The organism is Tenacibaculum adriaticum, assembly GCF_008124875.1.
Taxonomy (GTDB): domain Bacteria; phylum Bacteroidota; class Bacteroidia; order Flavobacteriales; family Flavobacteriaceae; genus Polaribacter; species Polaribacter adriaticus.
On the sequence record NZ_VNIA01000002.1, the window covers coordinates 632,085 to 652,709 of the forward strand.

The 20,625-nt window shown below is 33.8% G+C and carries 16 protein-coding genes; all 16 read left to right on the forward strand.

The genetic code is table 11. The features are described from left to right. The first annotated feature begins 1 nt into the window (after position 1). The gene (locus C7447_RS08295) at positions 2 to 274 is read left to right on the forward strand and encodes a helix-turn-helix domain-containing protein (RefSeq protein ID WP_223878837.1); all 273 of its coding nucleotides are present in this window, start codon (positions 2 to 4) and stop codon (positions 272 to 274) included. Further along, the gene (locus C7447_RS08300; protein ID WP_147130649.1) at positions 261 to 1,169 is read left to right on the forward strand and encodes a BT4734/BF3469 family protein; all 909 of its coding nucleotides are present in this window, start codon (positions 261 to 263) and stop codon (positions 1,167 to 1,169) included. The genes C7447_RS08295 and C7447_RS08300 overlap by 14 nt, the downstream gene beginning before the upstream one ends. Continuing rightward, positions 1,166 to 2,917, forward strand: a complete 1,752-nt coding sequence (locus C7447_RS08305) for a DUF3987 domain-containing protein (RefSeq protein ID WP_148870041.1) — start codon at positions 1,166 to 1,168, stop codon at positions 2,915 to 2,917. Before C7447_RS08300 ends, C7447_RS08305 begins: the two co-directional genes overlap by 4 nt. A 155-nt stretch (positions 2,918 to 3,072) precedes the next feature. After that, complete coding sequence (locus C7447_RS08310) at positions 3,073 to 3,372, forward strand: helix-turn-helix domain-containing protein (protein WP_105473069.1); 300 nt, start codon at positions 3,073 to 3,075, stop codon at positions 3,370 to 3,372. Between the two features lie 6 nt (positions 3,373 to 3,378). Continuing rightward, positions 3,379 to 6,648, forward strand: a complete 3,270-nt coding sequence (locus tag C7447_RS08315) for an Eco57I restriction-modification methylase domain-containing protein (protein WP_148870042.1) — start codon at positions 3,379 to 3,381, stop codon at positions 6,646 to 6,648. A gap of 100 nt (positions 6,649 to 6,748) precedes the next feature. Then, positions 6,749 to 8,860, forward strand: coding sequence for a Piwi domain-containing protein (locus tag C7447_RS08320; protein ID WP_148870043.1), 2,112 nt, complete (start codon positions 6,749 to 6,751; stop codon positions 8,858 to 8,860). A 46-nt stretch (positions 8,861 to 8,906) separates the two neighbouring features. Beyond that, complete coding sequence (locus C7447_RS08325; protein ID WP_148870044.1) at positions 8,907 to 9,224, forward strand: DUF6660 family protein; 318 nt, start codon at positions 8,907 to 8,909, stop codon at positions 9,222 to 9,224. A 49-nt stretch (positions 9,225 to 9,273) separates the two neighbouring features. Beyond that, complete coding sequence (locus C7447_RS08330) at positions 9,274 to 11,460, forward strand: TonB-dependent receptor (protein WP_148870045.1); 2,187 nt, start codon at positions 9,274 to 9,276, stop codon at positions 11,458 to 11,460. 2 nt (positions 11,461 to 11,462) lie between these two features. Beyond that, complete coding sequence (locus C7447_RS08335; protein WP_133355505.1) at positions 11,463 to 11,876, forward strand: Fur family transcriptional regulator; 414 nt, start codon at positions 11,463 to 11,465, stop codon at positions 11,874 to 11,876. A gap of 56 nt (positions 11,877 to 11,932) precedes the next feature. Continuing rightward, complete coding sequence (locus C7447_RS08340) at positions 11,933 to 12,295, forward strand: DUF3703 domain-containing protein (RefSeq protein ID WP_120201175.1); 363 nt, start codon at positions 11,933 to 11,935, stop codon at positions 12,293 to 12,295. Next, positions 12,292 to 12,879, forward strand: coding sequence for a mercuric transport protein MerTP (merTP, locus tag C7447_RS08345; RefSeq protein ID WP_133355506.1), 588 nt, complete (start codon positions 12,292 to 12,294; stop codon positions 12,877 to 12,879). The genes C7447_RS08340 and merTP overlap by 4 nt, the downstream gene beginning before the upstream one ends. A gap of 5 nt (positions 12,880 to 12,884) precedes the next feature. Next, positions 12,885 to 13,091: a GDCCVxC domain-containing (seleno)protein gene (locus C7447_RS08350; RefSeq protein WP_120201171.1), complete on the forward strand. Its 207-nt coding sequence runs from the start codon at positions 12,885 to 12,887 to the stop codon at positions 13,089 to 13,091. A gap of 10 nt (positions 13,092 to 13,101) precedes the next feature. Then, positions 13,102 to 15,054 (forward strand): heavy metal translocating P-type ATPase, encoded by a 1,953-nt coding sequence (locus C7447_RS08355; RefSeq protein ID WP_120201169.1) that lies wholly within the window; start codon positions 13,102 to 13,104, stop codon positions 15,052 to 15,054. Positions 15,055 to 15,125: 71 nt separating this feature from the next. Continuing rightward, positions 15,126 to 15,539 (forward strand): HYC_CC_PP family protein, encoded by a 414-nt coding sequence (locus tag C7447_RS08360; RefSeq protein WP_036122971.1) that lies wholly within the window; start codon positions 15,126 to 15,128, stop codon positions 15,537 to 15,539. Between the two features lie 107 nt (positions 15,540 to 15,646). Then, positions 15,647 to 19,393 (forward strand): efflux RND transporter permease subunit, encoded by a 3,747-nt coding sequence (locus C7447_RS08365; RefSeq protein WP_148870046.1) that lies wholly within the window; start codon positions 15,647 to 15,649, stop codon positions 19,391 to 19,393. Next, positions 19,390 to 20,625, forward strand: a complete 1,236-nt coding sequence (locus tag C7447_RS08370; protein WP_115839038.1) for a TolC family protein — start codon at positions 19,390 to 19,392, stop codon at positions 20,623 to 20,625. Before C7447_RS08365 ends, C7447_RS08370 begins: the two co-directional genes overlap by 4 nt.

The following is a 20,625-nucleotide window of genomic DNA, read 5'->3' on the forward strand; positions in this document are numbered from 1 at the left end:
CTTGGCACTCTCGCAAGATATCAAGGACTTAAAAGCACGTATCGAATTGTTGCGACAATCGAGAGCAGAAGTATTAAAGGATACGTGGATAGACAATCAAGATGTATTGCAGACTTTACATATTAGTAAGCGTACGTTGCAAACTTTAAGAACCAATGGCACTTTGCCTTACAGCAAAGTAAAAGGTAAATTTTACTATAGAGTTGCTGACATAGAGCAATTGCTTCAAGATAACTACTACAACCATAATTTCAAGCAAGATGGAAATAAGTAGAGAAGCAATTTTAGACAAAACACATTATGGCTTAAAGATTTATGCCTATGTGTTAAGACAGTATTATCCTGATACAACAGTCCTTTCCGTAAAAGGAAGGGACTGCGGGATAACTCGTAACCCATTTAATGGTGGAAAAGAAACTTTACGGATTCATATTGATGGAGTGATTGCAACCCATAGAGATACCGAACTAAAAACCTTTAACGGTGATGTATTTGAATTTGCCAAATATCATTTTAAAACTATTGATGAAGCTGATTTATTGCAGAAAATAAATGAAGCAGTACATCTGAATTTAGAAATCAAAGAAAATGACGAGTTAGAATGGTTAAACGAACCAGACGATACCTGGTATGCTTACTGTAGCTTTTTCAAAGCACCTGTTCGTAATGTATTTCCTGCGGAAACATTGCGACTGCATCAAATATTTGCATTAATCACAAGTGATAAATACAAAAGGATTACTGAAGAATTAAGAGCAATTACCAATGTAAAAGAAGCACGTAAATTCAAAGCAAATCGCTTTGATTACGTAACACTTTCAGGAACATTTGAAAAACGAAGTGATAACAATTTGCTAAAGCATTCTAATCTATTAACGATTGATTTTGACCATTTAGAGAATTTACAAGAGTTAAGAACACAACTCTTAAATGATGAATATTTTGAAACCGAAATGCTATTCATATCACCATCTGGTGATGGTTTAAAATGGATTATTAGAATAGATGTTTCAGAAGTATCACATTCAGAATATTTCACAGCAGTAGCAAATTACATTAAACACAATTATAACATTGAGGTTGACCAGTCAGGTAAAGACGTTTCCAGAGCGTGTTTTTTACCATATGACCCAACAGCCTTTCTACATAAAAGACATCAAGCATTATGACAAAAATATTTAACCCAAAAGATTGGTTAGAAGTTCCTAAAGAGCAACCTCAACCAAAAAGCAACACGGCAACAACTAATGTTGTTGCTGTTGCTGATAACGACATTGAATCCTACATTTCAGCAATCGAGCAATCAGGTTTGGACATAACAGGAAACTATGCAACTTGGAGAGATTTAGGTTTTGCTTTAGCTGAAGAATATGGAGAAACAGGAAGAGATTATTTCCACCGAATAAGCAAAAACTATGCGGGCTATGATTCAAAAGAATGTGATGAACAATTCAACAAATGCTTAAATGCAAAAGGACACGGAATTACTATTGCTACCTTTTACCATAACGCACATCAATCAGGTATCAAACCGACCAAACAACAGTACAACAACGAAGTTGCAACAAACGTTGCAACTATTGTTGATACACCCAACCAAGCAATGCCAACAATACCGGATGAGGTATTTAATACCTTACCGCAGTTTTTACAACAAGTTGTAAATCCAGCGAGCAGTCAAGAGGAAAAGGACATTTTGTTGTTAGGAGCTTTAACGGCTTTTAGTGCCTGCTTTCCTAAACTCTTTGGTATCTACGACCAACGTAAGGTGTTTGCTAATTTATATCTTTTTGTAACTGCACCTGCATCTGCAGGTAAAGGCAGGCTTAATCAAATTAAAAATTTGGTAGAACCTGTTCACAAGTTAAAACGTGAGCAAGCCAAAGTTCTAAAGCAACAATTTAATACAGAAATGGCAACTTATAATATGAACAAGGGTAAAGATGAAAACTTGGAAAAACCGAGTAAACCACCAGAACGAATGCTGTTTATTCCTGCTAACAATAGTGTAACAGGCGTATATCAATTAATTTCTGATAATGATGGTAGAGGATTAATTTTTGAAACCGAAGGAGATACATTAGCACAAGCCTTTAAAAGCGATTATGGTAATTATTCCGATGGATTTCGTAAAGCCTTTCATCACGAAACCATAAGCTATTATCGTAGAACCGATAGAGAATATGTAGATATTGAGAAACCGTGTTTATCAACAGTATTATCAGGGACACCAAAACAAGTGGCAACCTTAATACCCAATGCCGAAAATGGCTTGTTCAGTCGCTTTATGTTCTACTATATGAATATCAAACCAACTTGGAAAAACGTGTTTCAAAATAGCAATAAAGTAGGTTTAGACGATTACTACAACCAATTGGGTAGCGAGTTTTTAGAACTGTACAAAACCCTGAAAAACAATCCAGAGATTGAAATACGGTTAACTACAACCCAACAACAGCAATTCAATACGTTTTTTGAATCTTTACAGACCAAATACATCAACCTACAACCCGAAGAGTACATCGCAACGATAAGGCGTTTAGGCTTAATTGCGTTTAGGATAATGATGCTATTCACAGCATTTCGTATTATGGAAGATGGTGATGTAAACGCAACTAAAGAATGTGAGGATATGGATTTTAAAAACGCACTAACCATAATTTCAATTTTAGTAAAACACAGTAGTAAAGTTTTTAACGACTTACCTATTGAGCAAAAAGCAACAAAACGATTAAATAGAAAGGAACGCTTTTTAGAAAGTTTACCAAAGCAGTTTAGCAGACAAGAGTATTTAGATTTAGCCACAAAACAGAGCATACCACATAAAACCGCAGAAGGTTATATTACCAAATTTGTTGATGCAGGATTAATACACAGAGAAGCACACAATAACTACTCAAATCCTGCAAAGACATAGTTAAGGATTTCGAGGATTTAAGGAAATGATTAAATGGATTTCCTCAAATCCTCAACTTCCTCATTACCTGTTAATAACTGTTTATATCTTTTTACTTTCCTTTTGTTTCCTTTTATTAAATTAGACAAATATTGACAAGTCAAAATATCTCTAAAATGACATTTGGTAATTATATAAGGAAGTTAAGGGAAGAAAAGCAACTATTACTGCGTGAGGTTGCCTCTCAAATGAACATTGATACCGCCTTATTAAGTAAAATTGAACGTGGGACTCGTATTGCCAGAAAGGAACAAGTAGAAGATTTAGCAAAGGCTTTAAACAAAAGTGAAAGTGAGTTACTAAAGTTTTGGATGGCTGATAAAATTGTCAATATGCTTAAAGATGAATCCAACAGTACGGAAATCCTCAAAAAAGTAGAAGAAGAAATTAAGAACTTAACCAACCAAAAAAAGTAGCTTTAAATGGCATTATTTCAAACATCAGTATTAAAAACATATCTGGCGCAACAAGATAATTCAGTAGTAGAACGTGCCTATAAAAAATATACCAAGTATTTTCATAATGCTACCATTCAAGAGAATATTAAAAACTCTAAAGAAGAGCAATACCAGGCAAAGTTTCTGGACGAGCTGTTTGTCAATGTCTTGGGTTATACGCTAAATCCAAAGCCTAATTTTAATATTACTACCGAGTTTAAAAACCAAAAAGGAGCAGGAAAAGCAGATGGAGCTATTTTAAAGGAAACCAAAGCTATTGGAGTTATTGAGCTAAAGGGAACCAACACCAAAGATTTAGAAAGCATCCGTAAACAGGCATTCGACTATAAAGCCAACCAAAAGGGTTGTGTGTATGTCATCACATCCAACTTTGAGAAGTTGCGGTTTTACATCAATGATGCTACCGAGTTTTTAGAGTTTAATCTCTTTCAGTTAGCGCCCGAAGAATTTGCTTTAATGCACCTGTGCTTACAAAAGGATAACATTCTCAACAATCTACCATTAACCATTAAAGAAGCGTCTTTAGTTGAGGAAGACAAGATTACCAAACAGTTTTACAACGACTATTCCGTATTTAAACGCGAACTCTTTAGAGACCTCGTAAAACGAAATGCCAAACGCCTAAAACAAAATGTCATTGCGAGCGAAGCGCGGCAATCTCATAATGGAGACGATAGCACCGAACTAAAAGCACTCGAAAAAAACGTAAAACTATCCCTATTCAAAAAATCACAGAAACTCATAGACCGTTTTCTGTTCATTTTCTTTGCCGAAGATAGAGACCTATTACCACCAAATTCAACCATACAGATATTAGATAAGTGGAAAGCCGACATCGATTTTGGAGACGAACGCCCATTGTATAACCTTTTTAAACAATATTTTCATTTTTTAGATGAAGGTAGAAAAGGCACAACATCAAGAGCTGAAATATATGCCTACAATGGCGGATTGTTTAAACCGGATGCCATTTTAGATAGTTTGGAGATTGATGATGACTTGCTTTACAAACACGCCTATAAACTCGCTAAATACGATTTTAGCAGTCAGGTAGATGTCAATATTTTAGGGCACATTTTTGAAAACTCACTTAACGAAATAGAAAGTGTTAATGCCGAAATTGAAGGTGGCGAGTTCGATAAGCAAAAGAGTAAGCGTAAAAAAGATGGCGTGTTCTACACACCCAAATACATTACCAAATACATTGTAGAAAATACCGTTGGTAAACTTTGCCAAGAGAAAAAAGACCAATTAGGTTTTAAGGAAGAAGCCTATTTCGAGATTAAAAAGGGAACACACCAAAACACCAAAAAGCAACTATTAGAAGTTTTAGATAATTACAGAGCGTGGTTACTGCAAATAACCATTTGCGACCCAGCTTGTGGCTCTGGTGCATTTTTAAACCAAGCGTTAGATTTTCTTATTAAAGAACACCGTTACATCGATGAGCTAAAAGCAAAAGTATTAGGTGGTGGCCTTATATTAAGCGATATAGAAAACACCATTTTAGAAAACAATATTTATGGCGTAGACCTTAATGAAGAATCTGTAGAAATTGCCAAACTATCGCTATGGTTACGCACCGCACAACCACGCCGGAAACTAAACGATTTAAGCAACAATATAAAATGTGGCAACTCATTAATTGATAGCAAAACCGTTGCAGGAGATAAAGCCTTTAATTGGCAACAAGAATTTCCACAGATATTCAATCCGTCATTGCGAGGAGGCACAACGAAGCAATCTGCTGATGTAAAACAAGGATTTGATGTAATAATTGGAAATCCACCTTATGTGAGAGCAGAATTGCTTACAAACTATTTAGGCTATTTTGAAAAGAATTATTCAGTTTACCATTCAGCAAGTGATTTATTTGCTTATTTCTATGAGTTAGGTTCAAAAATCATTAATGACAATGGATTAATGGGTTACATATCAAATACCTTTGATAAAACAACAGCTGGGAAAGTATTAAGAGAATATTTAACCAATAAAACAAGCCTAAAAGAATATATTGACTTTACAGAAGTACAAATATTTGAAGGAGCGACCACATATCCTGTTATAATTATTCTGGAAAACGGAGTAGGAAAGGATTGCAATTTTAAATACATTAAAATTCCCAAAATTGCTCAAAGTAGAGTAATTGATATTGATAATGAAAATGAAATACAAGTTTTACAATCTTCTTTAAATTCAAAGTCTTGGTCATTTTTATCAGTTGGAATGGCTAATATTTTCAACAAAATTTTACAACATACTAATTTAAGAGACAAATATGGAAAATGTTATTATGGTGTTAAAACTGCCTTAAATGATGCTTTTATAATTGATAATAATTGGTCATTTTCAGAACATATAAAGCCAATTTTAGAAGGAAAGGAAATAAAAAAATGGAATGTTCAAAAGGTAGAGCAAAAGCTAATTTTGTTTAAAAGTAAATGGACTAATGAAGTTTATGCTAATCAATCTTCAGAGACTGAAAAACTTGAAAGTTTAATAAAAGATTTTCCTCAAATTTTCAATCATTTGTTGTCTTTTAAAGAAAGAGCAATAAAACGTTATGACCAAGGTGATTATTGGTGGGAATTAAGAAATTGTGCTTATTATGATTTATTTGAGAAACCAAAAATAATTTTCCCCAATCTTCAAAACACTAATAAATTCTGTTTTGATTCAATAGGAACATTTGTTAATGCACCAGCAGTCTTTCTTCCTGTTAACAGTAAAGCATTATTGTGTGTTCTAAATTCCAAAATAGTTTGGGAGTTTCTTAAATCTATTTGTGTTGTAAGAAGTGGTGGTTATATTGAGGTAAAACCGCAATACTTTGAACAAATTCCAATTCCAGAAATTAAAAATGAGTCTGCATTAGAAAGTAAAGCTAATACCGTAATTGAACTTGTAAATGACTTTCAAATTTTAGCATCAAGGTTTCAGAACTACATATCATCACAATTTAGTTTAGAAAAACTAACACGCAAACTCGATAACTGGCACGAATTAGACTTTGCAGACTTTATAAAAGAACTCAACAAAGCCATTAAAAAAGCAGGTGGCACACCGCTTACCAAAAAAGACGAGTTTGAGTGGTTAGAACTCTTCGAGGATAACAAGAAAAAAGCCCAAGAGTTACAAACCCAAATTACTCAAACAGAAAAAACAATTGACACTATGGTGTACGATTTATATAGCTTAACACAAGAAGAACGAGAGATTGTTGAAAATTCATAAAAATTAATAATAGTTGTCATTGCGAGAAGCGCAGCGACGTGGCAATCTTTTAAATTGAAACTAAAAAAATAAATATGTAATACTGAAAATCCCAATACCAATGCAAGAACACCTCAAAACGAACATACTCAACTTTAAATGGCCTAATAGTGCGCCTACCATTTATTTAACTTTAGAGGATATAGAAGGTAGTCATCCTATCCATAAATCTAAATTTTCAAGGCAGATTAAAGAGGTGTTTCCAGATACAGACTTATCTAACACAGACCAAATATTTACAACATTTACAACAGAAATACCAGATGCACCAAGCATTAAGCTAAATTTAGTAGATGGTAGAGAATTAAGAATTTACAAGCAATTCCTTAAACATCAATTAAGAAGCTATTTTAAATCTAAAGACTATATAGTAGTAAAAAACTTCGTTGGTGATGTACAAGTGTGGATGCCTTCAAAAAAAGGGAATACAGCAGACTATAACCTCTACTATAAATTTTCATTTAAAATACAGTTTGCAAAACTCACAGACTTACCAGAGTTAATTGTATCATACGATGGTACTTCAAAAGTCCTTACAACGTCGGTTAAGGATATAGAGGATTCAGAGTTAATAAGGCGTTGTGTATATGGTCAAAAAACGTTCAATTACCAAATGGACCTCGACACAGAGGAAAAACAAGAATTTTACAATGCTATTCAGTTTGACCAAGCATTCCCAATTTTTAGTTTACCATTAGCACGAGCATTAGATATACCTATTGAAGAACCAGTAAGACCAGCCAACAAATACCAAAAGTATGTAGCACTTATTAATAATTTTGCAACCAACTATCTATTTACAGAAGACTTTAAAGCCATATTTCCGTTTAAGAATGATGCGTTTATTGATGTGCCACTCAATCGTATCAATCACATTGACCCACAAGTAGGATTATTAGAATTTGGTAAAGACCAATACGGTAACAAGAAAACCCATTTAGTGCCTAAATTGGCAATGAATAACCTCAACCCTTACAAAAGACCCAACAACCAAAACATTAAGTTTTTCTTTGTGTACCATACGTCACATAAAGAAGCAATTAAAACCTTTTACAATAACCTCAAAACTGGTGTTACTGCGGATAAAAAATATTTTAAAGGGATTGAGGCTTATGTAAATATTAAGGCTTCAACTTCTAAAGAACATTTTATTGAGTTTACCAACGAAAACAACCCAATACCAGAAATAACAGAGCAATTAGAAAACCTTTCGTTTGACCACGATAATGTGCGTTATGCAGCTTTCTATTTAAGTCCTTTCGATAAGTATACACCAAATCCCGAAGACCGAGAAATCTATATTCAAATCAAAGAACTCTTTTTAAACGAAGGCATTGTTACACAAGTTGTAGATTATGAAAAAATGGTGGTCAATATCGAGAATCAATACAACTTCCAATTTTCATTGCAAAATATGGCGTTGGCAATTCACGCCAAATTAGGTGGTGCACCTTGGAAACTCGCAGTAACTGATAAAAAGGAATTAGTAATTGGTGTTGGTGCATTTACCAATCAAGGCGAAAACAGACGGTATATTGCAAGTGCTTTTAGTTTTCAAAACAATGGCTTGTTTAGAAAGTTCGAGTATTTCGACCAAAGCGAAACAGACCTATTAGCAGGTAGTATATGTAAAGCCATAAGAGATTTTACATCGGTTGCAGAAGCAGATAAAGTAGTGATTCACTTTTATAAGGAAATGAGTTACGAGGAACTAAAACCAATTATTAGAGGGATGCATACATTAGGCTTAAAAATTCCACTCTACATTCTAAATATCAATAAAACAGAAGCAGAAGATATTATTGCTTACGACCTTAATTGGAATAAAAAGCTAATGCCAGTTAGTGGGACATACATACGAATTAGCGAAAATCAATTCCTATTGTTTAATAATGCACGTTATCCAAGTGACCGTTTTTATTCAGATACAGATGGTTATCCATTCCCAATAAAGATAAAAATAAGCAGTCCAGATGAAGATGCTTTTGAAGATGCAGATGTAGTGTTAGAATTATTAACACAAGTGTATCAGTTTAGCAGATTGTATTGGAAATCACTTCGACAACAAAATGTTCCAATCACTATAAAATATCCAGAAATGGTAGCACAAATAGCACCACGATTTAATAATGGTGTTCCAGACGATGCCAAAGATGCCTTATGGTTTTTGTAATTAATTTGCACAACCATTGCATCATTAAATTTTTATCTTTGTAATTGTGAAATTTGTAACAATCATATTATCCTTAATAATACTATTGCTTTCAGCAAAGCCTTGTTCTGATGGTCAAAACATAGAAGACCAGCATCAAGACGACATAAGTGTTAATCACAACCATCAAGAAGATAGTGACGATTCTTGTCCTATTACGTGTATCTGCAATTGTTGTGGTTTGTCCATTACTTACGAACCAATCAAGACATTTGATTTAAAACTCAATATTGAAATCTCATCGGAGTTAATTTCTACATATCAACCTATTTATAGGTTTAACTTCCTTTCCAATATTTGGCAACCGCCACAAGTAATAAGCTAAAACGTTTCGATTTTAAATCAATTATTTAGTTAATTACAATTATAATTCAATGAATAAATACCTATTGAGTATAAAGCTCATATTAATACTTTGCCTATCGTTACAGGCACAAACATCAGACATACAAATAAAAGTCCTAACAGAAGCTGAAAACGAGCCTTTATTGGGTGCTACGGTTTACTTTGAAGCATTAGAAAAAGGAGCAGTAACCGATTTTGATGGTATTGCAACTTTTACAGAAATTCCAGATGGTCAGCATCAAATAATTATTTCTTTTTTAGGCTTTGAAACATTTGAGACAACAATTCAAATTCCAAGTAATACAGAATTAATGTTTAAACTAAAAGAGGGCGGTAATCAATTAGATGCTGTAGTATTGCAATCTTCAAGAAGTACAAGAACCGTAAGAAAAATACCGACACGTATAGAGTTTATAGGTGCAGAGGAATTAGGAGAAAAAGCTATAATGAATCCTACTAATATTTCTATGGTGCTTCGAGAAAGTACAGGAATACAAATGCAACAAACATCATTAAGTAGTGGGAGTACCAATATTCGTATTCAAGGATTAGATGGTAGGTACACACAACTTTTAAGAGATGGGTTTCCATTATATGGTGGTTTCTCAAGTGGGTTAAGTATTTTACAAATACCACCTTTAGACTTACAACAATTTGAAATTATAAAAGGAAGTTCATCAACACTTTATGGTGGAGGTGCTATTGCAGGATTAGTAAATATGGTATCTAAAACACCAGACTATGAACCTGCATTAGACATAATGCTTACACAAACACAAGCGTTAGGAAGTACAGCCAATGTGTTTTATAGCAAACGAAATGAAAAATTCGGTGTTTCACTTTACGGTTCTGGTCATTATCAAAAAGCATACGACCCAGAAGATGATGGTTTTAGCAACCTACCAAATACAACATCAATTTCATTTAATCCTAAATTGTTTTATTACCCATCAGAGAAAACAACACTTTGGTTTGGATTAAACGGTACGTATGATGATAGAATTGGTGGAGATATGACAAAAATTGAAAGTGGAGAAAATGGCATACATCAATATACTGAAGAAAACAATTCAAAACGATTAAGCAGTCAATTGGTATATCAAACACAATTAGATTCCGTTAGTTCATTAGAATTTAAAAATAGTGTCTCTTTTTTCGATAGGAATTTAACCGTTCCGGATTTCAATTTTGATGGTAAGCAAACAAACACGTTTACTGAAATATCTTATAACACAGCTTCAGATAAAACGGATTGGATAGTTGGAGCTAATCTTTATACCTCAAATTTTGATGAAAACGATAATGCACCATTACAGCGAGACCAAAAAGATGTAACCTTTGGTGCATTTGCAAATAATATCTTTGACATATCAGATAATTGGATATTGGAAACTGGATTAAGAGCAGATTATAATACGGATTTCGGTTTCTTTCCACTTCCAAGAATTTCATTACTTTATAAAAACAATAGTGGATTTTCAAGTAGAATTGGTGGAGGTTTAGGATATAAGATTCCTGATATTTTTACAGAAGAAGCAGAGTATATTAACTTTGAAAATGTGCTTGCAATAGATAAATCTACAGTAGATGCAGAACGTTCTTATGGTGTTAATTTCGATGTGAATTATCAAACACGATTATCGGATGAGATTGGTTTTTCCATAAACCAATTATTCTATGTGACTGCTATTAATGATGGACTGCTTTTAAATTCAACAGATAACGGATTTTTTCAATTTGAAAATGCTTCAGATAAAATATTCAGCAAAGGTTCAGAAACGAACATCAAATTTACATATAAGGATTTTAGATGGTTTTTAAATTATGCATTTATTGATACAAGGCTAAATTATTTAGAAGGCAATCCTCAAAAACCCTTAACAGCAAAACATAATGCAGGTAGTGTTATAATGTACGAATCTAAAAAATGGCGCATAGGTTATGAAACTTATTATACAGGGAAACAGTTCTTGTCTAATGGTACAGAAACTACAGACTTTGTAACTATGGGTTTAATGGTGATGCGTAACTTTAAATTGGGAAGTGTATTTGTAAATTTCGAAAACTTTACAGATAGAAGACAAAGCAGGTTTTCACCTTTGGTTTTACCACCGCACGAAAATCCTGTTTTCCCAGAAATATATGCGCCTACAGATGGTTTTATATTTAGTGTAGGACTTATTATTAAACCATTTGGTAACGAAGACGACGATTAATTATGGAAACAATAGAACAAGTATTAGAATCAAAAAACATACGAGTTACTGCAATGCGTATGTTAATTTATAAGTTCCTAGTTGAGAAGGAGGTTGCAGTAACATTGAGTGATATTGAAAACGCATTTGAAAAAGCAGATAGAACAACACTTTACAGGACTATTAAAACCTTTGAAGAGAAAGTCATTGTTCATCAAATAGACGATGGTACAGGAATTACGAAATATGCGTTATGCGAAGAGGGATGTAATTGTGATATAAAAAACGATTTGCATTTACATTTCCATTGTAATAATTGCAATGAAACCATTTGCCTAACAGAACATAAAATACCACAAATTAAAGTACCTGATGGCTTTGTTTCGGAAAATGTAAACTTGGTTGTAAAAGGTATATGTGATAAGTGTAGTGGATAACAAATGCACTTCCATTGCACTTACTATTAAATTACTTTTATCCAAAATTAGTGGATATGAAGTTTAATACTAAAATACCTAAACATATCAAACAGGCTTATATCGAAGAATTAAAACAATACAGTTTCTGTTTAGAAAATAAGCGGTTTGGTAATGCTTGGTTTCATTTAGAACGCAGTCATATAATAGGACAGTCTTATCCTATAGAACATACCTATTCACATTGGCTAATGCTAAAGTTTGGATTTAGACAAAAAGATACTAAAGAAGTATTCGGTCAAATTATTAGATTGCTTGTTGGTGGTTGGAAATCATTTATAAATCACGTTCCTCTTGGTAATACAGGTGGCGCAAACGTACCACCATTAAAACGTATGCCTATTCCAAATGACATTGAAAAAGTATTAGATATAGAATGAAAAATAAATTAGCGGTTACAAGTATCCTAACAGCAATCACAGCTTCATTGTGTTGCATCACACCAGTTTTGGCATTAATTGCAGGAACAAGTGGTGTAGCTTCAACTTTTTCTTGGATAGAACCATTTAGACCTTACTTAATAGGGCTAACTATATTAGTTCTTCTCTTTGCTTGGTATCAAAAATTAAAACCAGAAAAAGAAATCGACTGTGAATGTGAAACGGATAAAAAACCAAAATTTATTCAGTCAAAAACCTTTTTAGGAGTTGTAACAGTATTCGCAATAGTGATGTTGGCATTTCCATACTACTCAAGTATGTTTTATCCAAATTCAGAGAAACAAATTGTTGTCGTTGATAAATCAAATATCAAAACAACAGAGTATAAAATAAGTGGAATGACTTGTCCCAGTTGTGAAGCTCACGTAAACCACGAAGTAAATAAACTTAACGGAATTGTGAACTCAAAAACATCATACAAGAATGGTAACGCAATCATTGAGTATGACCAAACTAAAACTAATGAATTAGAAATTGAGAAAGCAATTAATTCTACAGGTTATAAAGTAACTGATAAAAATTAAAATTGATGCAAACTATATTAAAATCTGAAATCACTTGCCCAACCTGTGGTCATAAAAAGGAAGAAGATATGCCAACAAATGCCTGTCAATTCTTTTATGAATGTGAGAAATGTAAAACAGTTTTAAAACCAAACAAAGGAGATTGTTGTGTGTATTGTTCTTATGGTACAGTTCCTTGTCCACCAATTCAACAAAACAAAAGTTGTTGTTAAAACTAACTTGATGAAAAAAAAGAAAATCAATTTAAAAGATTTAAAACCAAATTCAGAAGCACAACATTCTCACGATGATGGTCATAATCACGGTAATGGAAGTGCATTCAAAACATACATTCCTGCTATCATAAGTTTTGTTATGTTAATGGTAGGTATCGCTGTAGATTATTTTGATGCGATTCCTCAATTTCAAGGATGGATTCGAGTAGTTTGGTACACTTTAGCATATATTCCAGTTGGATTTCCTGTAATTAAAGAAGGTTGGAAAAGTCTTATAAAAGGCGATGTTTTTACCGAGTTCTTTTTAATGTCTATTGCCACCATTGGTGCGTTTATCATTGGTGAATATCCTGAAGGTGTGGCAGTAATGCTATTTTATGCAGTAGGAGAATTATTTCAAAACGCAGCAGTTAATAGAGCAAAAGGAAATATTAAAGCCTTATTAGATGTTCGACCAAAAGAAGCCAATGTATTTCGTGATGGTGATTATGTTAGTGTGTCGCCAGAAGCTGTAAATATTGGTGAAAAAATACAAATTCGAGTAGGTGAGAAAATACCGTTAGATGGGATTTTATTATCCGAAAAAGCATCTCTAAACACCGCAGCGTTAACAGGCGAGAGCAAACCAGATTCCATTCAGAAAGAAGCAAAGGTTTACGCAGGTAGTATCAATTTAGAAAGCGTTATTGAAGTTGAGGTAACTAATAAGTTTGAAGATAGTTCTATTGCCAGAATATTAGAATTGGTTCAAAATGCTACTGCACGTAAATCTAAAACAGAATTATTCATTAGACAGTTTGCTCGTATCTACACGCCAATTGTAGTATTCTTGGCTATTGGTGTTATTTTTATACCTTACTTTTTTGTAGATGATTATGCTTTTAGAGATTGGTTATACAGAGCATTAATATTCTTGGTGATTTCTTGTCCTTGTGCGTTAGTGATTTCAATACCATTAGGTTATTTCGGTGGTTTAGGTGTAGCTTCAAAGAATGGTATTTTATTTAAAGGGGCTTCATTTTTAGACGCTATGACCAAGATAAATACATTGGTAATGGACAAAACAGGAACCGTTACCAAAGGTGTATTTAAAATCAAAGAAATAAAAACTATTGGTTGGGATGAATCTGATTTTATGAAGTATTTAATGGCTATGGAAGAACAATCCACGCATCCAATAGCTAAAGCCATAATGGTATATAAAGGAACTGAAAATAGCTATGAAGCAAAAGAAGTTTCTGAAATTGCTGGTAAAGGATTAAAAGGTATAGTAAACGGTAAAACTGTTTTAGTAGGTAACCAAGCCTTAATGATTGCCAATAGTATTGATGTTCCAACTGAAACGGAATCTATTGTAGAATCGATAGTATTAGTTGCAATCGATAATCAATTTGCAGGTTATGTAGTAATAGCAGATGAATTAAAAGAGGATGCAAAAGAAACAATTACAGATTTACATAAAGTAGGCATTAAAAATATTATGATGCTTTCTGGTGATAAAGATTCTATAACTCAACAAGTCGCTAAAAAGTTGAATATTGAAAATGCTAAAGGTGGTTTACTACCAGAAGATAAATTAAACGAAGTTGAATCTTTAAAGAAGAATCCTGAAAATAAAGTAGCTTTTATAGGTGATGGTATTAACGATGCACCTGTTTTAGCATTAAGTAACGTTGGTATTGCGATGGGTGGTTTAGGTAGTGATGTAGCTATTGAAACAGCAGATGTCATTATTCAAACAGACCAACCATCAAAAGTAGTGAGAGCCATTAAAATTAGTCGTTCTACACGCAAAGTAGTTTGGCAGAATATCATTTTAGCGTTTGGAGTTAAAGTTATTGTCTTGATATTAGGAGCAGGTGGTTTAGCCACAATGTGGGAAGCTGTTTTTGCAGATGTAGGAGTAGCATTATTAGCAATTTTAAATGCAGTTCGATTGCAGAAAATGAAATGGGATTAAGCAGATTAATCAATTAAACTTCTGTTAAACAAAATCAATAGTTGTTAAAATTTCGTAACTTCGCAATCAATATGAAGCAGATTTTCCATAAAATAATGTCTTTAGCAATGACTTTTGTAGTGTTATTCTCTACAATGTCATTTACTGTGAATATGCATTATTGTGGAGATACTTTAGTAGAATCTGCTATCTTTCAAAAAGCCAAAGGTTGCGGAATGGAAATGGAAAAGCCTTCAACCGAAGAATGTTCTATTACCAAGAAAAATTGTTGTGATGATAAACAATTAGCAATTGAAGGTCAAGACGAATTACAATTGCAAGTTGACAAAATCACGTTTGAGCAACAAGTATTCATCGCTTCATTTGTTTATACTTACATTAACCTTTTTGAAGGTTTAGACAGTAATGTATCTACCTACGAAGAATACAAACCACCACTCGTCATAAGGCAACTCTACAAGATTGACGAGACATACTTAATTTGATTTTTAAACAATAGACTCTTTTATCCTATGACTGCAATGTCGTAAGGATAATTTACTGTATTCGGTGTTTTTACAACACTATTGTCTAATTGTTTAAAATCAATCATATGCTAAATAAAAGCATCAAATTTTTAATAGAAAACAAACTCGTTGCAGTTTTACTACTTGTCCTTTTTATTGGATGGGGAACTGTTAATGCACCTTTTAATTGGGATACAGGATTTTTGCCAAGTAACCCTGTAGCAGTAGATGCTATTCCCGATATAGGTGAAAATCAACAAATCGTATTTACCAAGTGGGATGGTCGTTCCCCACAAGATATAGAAGACCAAATAACCTATCCATTAACCACATCATTATTGGGTATTCCTGGAGTGAAAACCATTCGTAGTTCCTCTATGTTTGGGTTTTCAAGCATCTATATCATTTTTGAAGAGGATATAGAATTTTACTGGAGCAGAAGTCGTATTCTCGAAAAACTTAATTCCTTACCAAGTGGTTTATTACCCGAAGGTGTTAATCCAGCGTTAGGTCCAGATGCCACAGGATTAGGACAAATATTTTGGTACACACTTGAAGGTCGTGATGAGAACGGTAATGTAACAGGTGGTTGGGATTTACACGAATTACGTAGTATTCAAGATTACTATGTTAAATATGCCTTGTCCTCTGCAAGCGGTGTTTCTGAAGTTGCATCAATTGGTGGTTATGTTCAAGAGTACCAAGTGGATGTAAACCCAGAACTAATGCGTCAATATAACATTGGGTTACATCATATTGTTAAAGCTGTAAAAGAAAGTAATAAGGATATTGGCGCACAAACCTTGGAAATTAACCAAGCTGAATATTTAGTTCGTGGTTTGGGGTATGTAAAATCCATTGCAGATATTGAAAATGCTGTAGTTGATTCTGAAAATTTCACTTCAATAAAAATTAAAGACATTGGAAAAGTTTCATTAGGTCCAGCAACAAGACGAGGTTTATTGGATAAAGAAGGTGCTGAAGTTGTTGGTGCTGTTGTGGTGGCTCGTTATGGAGCAAACCCAATGGAAGTCATTAATAACGTAAAGGAAAAAATTAATGAATTAAGTGCAGGATTACCTTCAAAAGTTTTGGCGGATGGTAGAACATCACAAGTTACCATAGTGCCTTTTTATGACAGAACAGAACTGATACAAGAAACTTTAGGTACACTCAATGAAGCATTGACTTTAGAAATCTTAATTACCATCCTGGTAATTATCATTATGGTATTTAATCTTCGAGCTTCCATACTAATTTCTGGACTTTTACCAGTAGCGGTTTTAATGGTGTTTATTGCGATGAAACTCTTTGGTGTTGATGCTAATATTGTGGCATTATCTGGTATTGCTATTGCTATTGGTACAATGGTCGACGTAGGTGTCATACTATCAGAAAACATTATAAGGCATTTGGATGAAAACGAAAATGTCATTCCGACAGAGCAAGGAACGAGCGACGAGGAATCTCATAAAAAGTTACCCATAAACACAGTAGTCTATAACGCAACAGCTGAAGTGTCTGGTGCAATCGTAACCGCAGTTATGACAACTATTATCAGTTTCATTCCTGTATTTACAATGATTGGAGCGGAAGGAAAACTATTCAGACCATTAGCCTTCACAAAGACTTTTGCATTAACAGCTTCTATAATAGTAGCGTTGTTTTTAATTCCACCGTTTGCTGCATTTTTATTCAGAAAGAAAAACATCAAAAACACTTTTAAATATGTTTTAAATGGTGTTTTAATAGCATTGGGAATCGTAGCCATAGTCTATGGATATTGGTTAGGATTAATTTTAATTGCGTTTGGGATTACAGCATTTCTCAATCTTCAAAGTAAGATAACAGACAAGCAAGCTAATCTTATCAATATCATTATTTCGGTATCAGCTATTGTATTCTTGTTAGCCGAATATTGGAGACCATTAGGCGTTGATAAAAGCATTTTTTGGAATCTCATTTTTGTGAGTGTTATTTGCTTTGGTTTATTAGGTGTTTTCTCATTATTCATCAAATATTACACACGCATTTTAAGGTGGTGTTTAGATAATAAGTTACTCTTTTTGTCTGTCCCAACAGCAATTGTGATTGCAGGTTTTTTCATTATGAAAAACACAGGTAAAGAGTTTATGCCCTCATTAAATGAAGGCTCATTTTTACTAATGCCAACTTCGATGCCTCATTCTGGCGTAGAAGAAAACAAACGTGTTTTACAGCAATTGGATATGGCAGTAGCCAGTATTCCAGAGATTGAAACCGTAGTAGGTAAGGCAGGAAGAACAGAATCAGCTTTAGACCCAGCACCTTTGTCGATGTATGAAAATATCATTCAGTATAAACCAGAATATATGCTGAATGAAAACGGAGTACGCCAACGCTATAAAGTCAATGATGATGGTGAATATGTGTTAAAAAACGGAATGTCATTGCGAGCGGAACAGCGTGAAGCGTGGCAATCTCTTAAAGCAAAAGAACAACTCATTCCAGACAATAATGGCGAGTTCTACCGTAATTGGCGACCAGAAATACAGTCACCGGACGATATTTGGAATGAAATTGTAAAAGTTACCAAATTGCCAGGCGTAACCTCTGCACCAAAGCTACAACCTATTGAAACCCGATTGGTAATGCTTCAAACAGGAATGAGAGCACCTATGGGAATTAAAGTAAAAGGTCAAGACTTAAAGCAGATTGAAGCGTTTGGTGTGCAATTAGAAAACATCATCAAGGAAGCTGAAGGTGTTAAAAAAGAAGCTGTTTTTGCAGACCGTATTGTTGGTAAACCCTATTTGTTAATTGATATTGATAGAGAGAAAATTGCACGTTATGGCATTTCGATACAAGATGTTCAAGATGTATTAAAAGTAGCAGTTGGTGGTATGGTCTTAACCCAAACGGTAGAAGGTCGAGAGCGATATGGTGTACGAGTACGATACCCAAGAGAATTACGAGCAAACCCAACAGACTTACAACAGATTTATGTGCCAGTTGAAAAAGGAAGTCCTGTGCCTTTAAGCGAATTGGCAACTATAAGTTACGAACAAGGTCCACAGGTCATTAAAAGTGAAGATACCTTTTTAGTTGGCTATGTATTGTTCGATAAACTAGATGGTTTTGCCGAAGTCAATGTAGTTGAAAGCGCACAAGCTCTAATTCAGCAAAAGATAGATAGTGGCGAATTAGTAGTTCCAAAAGGTATTAACTACCAATTTACAGGAACATACGAAAATCAGTTGCGAGCCGAAAAAACCTTGTCGGTTGTTGTGCCTTTAGCATTAGCAATTATTTTCTTAATTCTGTATTTCCAATTCCGTTCTGTAGGTACGTCATTAATGGTATTTACAGGTATTGCAGTAGCATTTGCAGGTGGTTTTATTATGATTTGGTTGTATGGTCAAGGATGGTTTTTAAACTTTAATTTCTTTGGCGAAAATCTACGTGATTTATTCCAAATACACCCAATTAATTTAAGTGTTGCAGTCTGGGTAGGGTTTATTGCACTATTCGGAATTGCAACCGATGATGGTGTAGTTATGGCAACCTATTTAACTCAAACATTCGGTAGAAATACACCGGATAATAAAAAGGAAGTAAGAGCATCTGTTGTAGAAGCAGGAGAAAAACGTATCAGACCTTGTTTAATGACTACAGCTACGACCATTTTAGCATTATTACCAGTATTAACATCTACAGGAAGAGGTAGTGATATTATGATACCTATGGCAATACCAAGTTTTGGTGGAATGCTTATAGCCTTAATCACTTTGTTTGTTGTACCAGTATTGTATAGCTGGAAAGCAGAAGTTCAACTTAAAAGAACATCAAAATGAAATATAAATCAATACAAATAAAAATCGTCTTGGCTCTTGGCTCTTGTTTCTTGAGTCTTTTTGCGAATGCTCAACAATTAGAAATACTTATCGATGAAGCCTTAACAAACAATCCAGAAATTCAAAAGTTTGAGTTACAATACAAAAGAGCTTCCGAAAAGGTAAACGAGGTCAACACCATTCCTAATACCGAATTTGGTGTTGGTTATTTTGTGAGTGAGCCAGAAACACGAACAGGTGCACAACGCTTTAAAGTATCTGCTAAACAAATGTTACCGTGGTTTGGGACTATTACTTCGAGAGAAAATTACGTGAGTTCATTGGCAGATGCTAAATACGAAGACATTGTCATCGCAAAGCGAAAACTAATGGCTTCGGTATCACAATCCTATTATAATCTATACGCTAACAAAGCAAAGCAAGAGGTTTTAACTGAAAACATCAAACTATTAGAAACTTATGAAACGTTGGCATTAACTTCTGTAGAGGTTGGTAAAGCATCCGCAGTAGATGTGTTGCGATTGCAAATGCGTCAGAACGAAATGCAACAATTAAAAGATGTATTGCAACAACAGTTTTTAGCAGAACAAACTAACTTCAATAATCTATTGAATAGAGATAATGATGTTACCGTGAATGTGGTAGATAGTTTAATGATACCTTCAGAAGACTTTGATATTACTTTTGAAAAATTAGTATTACATCCTGAATTACTAAAATTTGATAAACTCTATCAATCCATAGAGCAATCAGAATTATTGAATCAAAAAGAAAGCAGTCCAATGATTGGTTTTGGATTAGATTATATCAATGTTGCTGAAAGACCAAATATGGATTTCAGCGATAACGGAAAGGATATTGTAATGCCAATGGTTTCGGTATCTATCCCAATTTTCAATAAGAAATATAAATCCCAAACCAAACAAAATGATTTGCAACAGCAGGAAATTACTGCTCAAAAACAGGAACGTTTAAATGCATTGGAAACGCTTTTAGACAAAGCGAATAACGAACGCATTTCTGCAAGAATAAGTTATGCTACCCAAACCAAAAACCTACAGCAAGCCAAAGATGCAGAAGACATTTTAATCAAAAGCTATGAAACAGGAACGATTGATTTTAATGATGTTTTGGATATTCAAGAGTTGCAGCTAAAGTTTCAAATGAACCAAATAGAATCTGTGAAGACCTACTATGTGCAAAGTACAATCATTAATTATTTAATTCAGTAA